The sequence below is a fragment of the Nautilia sp. genome (genome assembly GCF_053994455.1).
Genome location: NZ_JBMYAU010000116.1, coordinates 1 through 4,828 on the forward strand (window position 1 = coordinate 1; position 4,828 = coordinate 4,828).

Below are 4,828 nucleotides of genomic sequence, written 5' to 3' on the forward strand. Positions count from 1 at the left end.
CCTAACCTCGTCCCAGTGTTTGTAAAGTTCTTTTTCGCTCACCCAGTTATCAAACGGCGTAACGTTTAAGGCTTTAATATCTTCTTTGATTAATTCAAGCATTTTATCTTTCGCCCACATATTGAGCCTGTCGTCGTTAAAATTTTCAGCTTCAATTTCCGCTTTGAAGTAATCTTCGCCGAATTCTTTTATAGCTTCTGCAGCCAAATCTTTTATATATTCGCCTCTGTAGTATTCTTCTGGCCATTTAACCTCAAGCCCCAAAATCTCCCTTGCCGCAAGATATACGGAAAGCCCTAAAAGCGTAATCTGACGCCCGGCGTCGTTTACGTAATATTCGGTAACAACGTCATATCCGATATGCCTTCCGATTCTTGCAATCGCATCCCCGAACACCGCACCTCTTGCATGCCCTATATGAAGGGGGCCTGTCGGATTGGCCGAAATGTATTCAAGAAGGATTTTTTCCCTGCCGCTGCCTTTGGCAAAATTTTCTTTTTCATTTAATACTTTGTCGGCAAATTCATTTAAAAATTTATCGCTTAACGTAATGTTTACAAATCCGCTTACGGCCTCTACCTTTTCAAAATCCTCGCAATTTCCCAATGCGTCACATAAAGCTTTGGCAAATTCCTGGGGATTTTGTTTGTTCATTTTCGCATATTTGAAAATCGGCACGGCAAAATGGCCGAAATCCTTGTTTTTAGGTTTGCTCAAAGGCGGATTTTCACCCAAATGTTTTTCAAACTGCTTAGCAACTTTTTCTTTCATCAATTTCCTTTCCATTCTTTTATAAATTCTTCAATATCGTATTTGCTTCTTTTAATAAGGCTTGCAATCGCCACACTTCTTAAAAATTCTTTCGCCTCGTCAAAATCGTCGTTTATAAGCAGATAATCGTACTCGTCAATCTTTTGCATCTCCCTAAGAGCATTAAACATTCTTACCTTAAGAGACTCTTCCGTTTCAGTTCCTCTTTTTAAAAGCCTCTCTTTTAGCACTTTCTGATTCGGGGTGGTTACAAAAATACCGGTTGTAATATCCGGATACGATTTTTTTACAAGCTCATACCCCTGAACGTCTATGTCAAGAAATACAATCTGCCCTTTTTTTAGCGCTGCGTCTATCTGTCTTTTGCTCGTTCCGTAAAAATTGCCGTGAACCTCGGCCCATTCAAGAAAATATCCTTCTTCTATGTCTTTTATAAACTCTTCTTTGGTTAAAAAAAAATAATCAACCCCTTCTTTTTCACCTTCCCTGACAGGTCTCGTTGTGCTTGAAATACTGAAATACGCCTTGTCTCCGAGTTCCTCGCACACGACTCTTGCAAGAGACGTCTTACCGCTGCCGCTCGGACCCGAAACCACCAATATACTTCCGCTTTTTCCGTTCATTTTTAATCTCCGAAATCTATTGTTATTGTTACTTTTGCTTTTGCTTTTTTCAGCTCTTCCCAGTTTATATTGAGAATACTTCCGAGTGTTTTTTCTTCTATGGGTTTTTCGTTTACGAGTTCTTCAAGTTCCCTCGTCTGTTTTATTTCCGGAATTTTATCATCTATATTTATTTCTTCAATATGTTTCTCATTTTCCACATCTAATTCCTCCCTCTCTTTTTCCTGTTCTTCGTTTTCCAACTCTTCTCCCAAAACCCGGGCAAGTTCGTTTTCATCAAGATTTACAAACTCATCATGCTCTTCATTTTCCAAAACATCCTCTTTTTCCAAAATATTTTCTATATTGTAATCTTCCAGTTCTTCTCGTCCTAATTTGTCGACATCTTCCGAGATGTCCTCTACAGTTTCCTCTTCCAAACTTTCGGTCATTTCATCATTTTCCGGCAAATCTTTTTCCTCGTGCAGACTTTCAATATCTGATCCTGCAATTTCCGGTTCCGTTTTTTCATCATAAACAAGTTCGTTTTCATCAATTTCAAAACTTTCTTCAATGTCATCATCCGGGGCTTCGCTTTCCAATTCCTCCTCGCTTATTTCGAAATCTTCCTCATCAAGTCCCTCAGTCTGAGCTAATTCTTTCAAATCCTTTTCGCTTTCAAGTTCATCAAACAGCTCATCGTCAAAAGCCGGCTCTTTGGAATTATTGTCTTCAGTGTAAGTATGCTCGTCCAAAGGTTCAACATTTTCATCCGAAACATTCTCTTCATCCATATCTTCCAAATCAAAGTCAAGTTCATCTTCAAGATCCTTAAGTTCCCCTACGGAGCCGAAATCGTCTTCTAAATCCAGATCTTTTAAATCCTCCATTTCCTCATCACTGAAGTTTTCCGAAGTTTTATAATCTTCATCCGAAGAGATCATAGGAAGTTTTTCCAACAGTTCCATTAAATCGGTCGGTAAAAAAGGTTTTGTCAGATACTCGTCAAAACCTAAAATTTTTTCATCGTTTTTAGAAACTATCAATACGAATTTTGCATTACCGTAAACATTTTTCAGATTTTTAAACAGTTCTTCGGTATATTGGTCTTTATCTAAAAAAACTGCGTCGTACTCTCCCTCCGGCAGATTATCGGGAAGGCCTATGTCAACCTCATCACCTTTCTTTTCCGCACTTAAAACAAACAGTTTTTCAATCGTGGCATTTGACGTAATTAAAAGAATTTTCATGTTTAACCCCGTTTTTTACTATAATTATAATAAAAAAGGCGCCGAATTGAAAAAAATATTGTTTTTAATTTTAGCAATAGCCCTGTTTGCGGAAAATGAAGTGTTTTTTATGCCGTATAACGGAAAAACGGCGGAAAAAAAACTTTTTTATTTATTTACACATGCAAAAAAAACCATAAAAATATGTATGTACACGTTTACTAACAAAAAACTGGCACGTGCACTAAAAATCTCCGCAAAAAAAGGCGTTAAAATAACCCTGATAGCGGACAAAAAAGAAGCGAAATACAGATATTCGGCAATTCCCAATTTAGCCCTTATTAAAAATTTTGATGTTTATCTTCTTTCAGGCCGAAAATACAAAGACGGTTCCAAAGCAAAAATGCACGTAAAACTTGCCATTGTGGACGATAAATATTTAATTACCGGAAGCGCCAACTACTCCTACAGCGCCTTTTATAAAAATTACGAATATATTTTAATAAGCAAAGAAACAGGACTGATAAAAAAATTCAATAAATTTTTTAAACGATTAAAAAAAGAGTCAAAAAAATACAGACTCAGCCGATAAATGAAAACACCAAATCAAAAACATTTTGCATTTCAGCCGAAAACAGCTGCATAAGGGATGCAATAATCGCTATAAGAACGATAAACGCTATTGTTATTTTTATGGGAAAACCGACTACGAGAAGGTTGAACTGGGGCATGGTTTTCATAATCATCCCGAATATTATATCCCCCATCAAAGAAACGGCTATTATAGGAAAGGCTATTGCGACGCCTAAAAGAAAATACTTACCCATATAACTGATAAAATATTCATATACGTTGTGATAACTGAAAAATTTCCCGAACGGAAGCATCGAAAGTGTTTTGTTTAAAAAAAGAATTTCAAAATGGTCCCCTCCGAAACTCAAAAATATTAAAATTGCGACCCATGTAAAAAACTGCGAAATAATAGTGGTCTGAACACCGGCGTTTGGATCCATTACATTTGCTAAAGTAAATCCCATTACAAAACTTATCTGCTCTCCGGCGTATTTTAAAATATCAAACACTATCTGAAGCGCCGTTCCTACAAAAAACGCAAAAGCCGCTTCGTTAAAAACGCTCAGCAATACAGTAGCGGCATTGATTTCATAAGCGAATTTAGGCGTAACGGGAAACAAAAGGATTGACAGCCAAAAAGCGAAAGCCGCTTTTACACTCACAGGGACGGCAGTATAGTTAAAAAAGGGCAAAAACGCCAAAAAAGAAGCTATTCTTACAAAAAGTAAAAGATAAGTCACTACGTTTACGGGTGTGAGATAATTAATTATCTCCATTTGTTTCTGCCAGTTTCTTGTTTTTAAGCTCAAGCACCCTGTCAAATTTACCGGCAATATCCGTATCGTGCGTAACGGTAATCAGTGCCGCTTCGTTATTGTTGCAGTACTCTTTTAAAACATCTATAACCTCATAAGCGTTAGCTTTATCAAGATTACCGGTCGGCTCGTCGGCAAATATTATTTTCGGTTTTTTAGTAAGCACTCTGGCGATACTTACCCTCTGCTGCTGTCCTCCGCTTAAAGTCTGTATATTTTGATTGATAACATCTTTTATTCCGAGCCTTTCAAGCAGTTCGTAATCAACACTCTCGCCGCTTAAAAGGGCTGCGGCCTGCAAATTTTCAAGGGCAGTAAAGGTGTTGAAAAGATAATGAAACTGAAAAATAATTCCTATTTCCTTTTTTCTGATTTCTATTAAATCTTTTTCTTTTAAAGAGTAAATATTCTTACTGTTTATAAAAACCTCACCCTTTTGAGGTTTTAAAAAAGTGGACAATATATGCAAAAGCGTCGATTTTCCGCTTCCGCTGCTTCCGACTATCGCTATTTTTTCTTTAGGTTTAAGTTCCAAATTTACATTTTCAAAAAGCAGATAATCAAACGAATGGGTAAGGTTTACAGCTTTTAACATACCGGCCTTTTTTGAGAATTATAGCAAAAGTTTATAATACTGATCTTTAATGTTGTTAAGTTTTTGAGGTTATTAAGCTTATTGGTGTATTAGAATATTGAAAAATGCGTGTATTTATATAACCCAAATTGCTAGTTAAATAAGGAATAAAAATTGTTAGAGCTCCATAAAAAGCTTTGGGAGGTTTTTATGGAGCAAAGAATTATAACAATTTTTTATTTAATTGACGAATATTTAAAAGCA

Annotated in this window: 6 protein-coding genes; 1 reads left to right on the top strand and 5 read right to left on the bottom strand. The window is 36.4% G+C overall.

The window, feature by feature from the left end; translation table 11 throughout:
* The 3 genes from argS to ACXJIE_RS08210 form a co-directional block, all read right to left on the bottom strand.
* A partial coding sequence (argS, locus tag ACXJIE_RS08200) for an arginine--tRNA ligase domain-containing protein (RefSeq protein WP_456480485.1) occupies positions 1–771 on the bottom strand: 771 nt, incomplete at its 3' end.
* Positions 771–1,394: a guanylate kinase gene (gene gmk / locus ACXJIE_RS08205; RefSeq protein WP_456480486.1), complete on the bottom strand. Its 624-nt coding sequence runs from the start codon at positions 1,392–1,394 to the stop codon at positions 771–773. The genes gmk and argS, both read right to left, overlap by 1 nt.
* A gap of 2 nt (positions 1,395–1,396) precedes the next feature.
* Positions 1,397–2,623 carry a hypothetical protein gene (locus ACXJIE_RS08210; RefSeq protein WP_456480487.1) on the bottom strand — a complete coding sequence of 409 codons (1,227 nt, stop codon included), beginning with the start codon at positions 2,621–2,623 and terminating at the stop codon, positions 1,397–1,399.
* Positions 2,624–2,669: 46 nt separating this feature from the next.
* Here ACXJIE_RS08210 and ACXJIE_RS08215 point away from each other — a divergent pair, with 46 nt between their 5' ends.
* Entirely contained in the window at positions 2,670–3,194 is a 525-nt protein-coding gene (locus tag ACXJIE_RS08215; protein WP_456480488.1) for a phospholipase D-like domain-containing protein, read from the top strand.
* Here the strand turns inward: ACXJIE_RS08215 and fliR are convergent.
* Complete coding sequence (gene fliR / locus ACXJIE_RS08220) at positions 3,184–3,951, bottom strand: flagellar biosynthetic protein FliR (RefSeq protein WP_456480489.1); 768 nt, start codon at positions 3,949–3,951, stop codon at positions 3,184–3,186. The genes ACXJIE_RS08215 and fliR overlap by 11 nt on opposite strands.
* Positions 3,938–4,585 (bottom strand): ABC transporter ATP-binding protein, encoded by a 648-nt coding sequence (locus ACXJIE_RS08225; protein ID WP_456480490.1) that lies wholly within the window; start codon positions 4,583–4,585, stop codon positions 3,938–3,940. Before ACXJIE_RS08225 ends, fliR begins: the two co-directional genes overlap by 14 nt.
* Positions 4,586–4,828 lie beyond the last annotated feature (243 nt).

Excerpts from the sequence above, each read along its gene's own strand:
- gmk (WP_456480486.1), bottom strand. The coding sequence starts at position 1,394 with ATGAACGGAAAAAGCGGAAGTATATTGGTGGTTTCGGGTCCGAGCGGC.
- ACXJIE_RS08210 (WP_456480487.1), bottom strand. The coding sequence starts at position 2,623 with ATGAAAATTCTTTTAATTACGTCAAATGCCACGATTGAAAAACTGTTT.
- fliR (WP_456480489.1), bottom strand. The coding sequence starts at position 3,951 with ATGGAGATAATTAATTATCTCACACCCGTAAACGTAGTGACTTATCTT.
- ACXJIE_RS08225 (WP_456480490.1), bottom strand. The coding sequence starts at position 4,585 with ATGTTAAAAGCTGTAAACCTTACCCATTCGTTTGATTATCTGCTTTTT.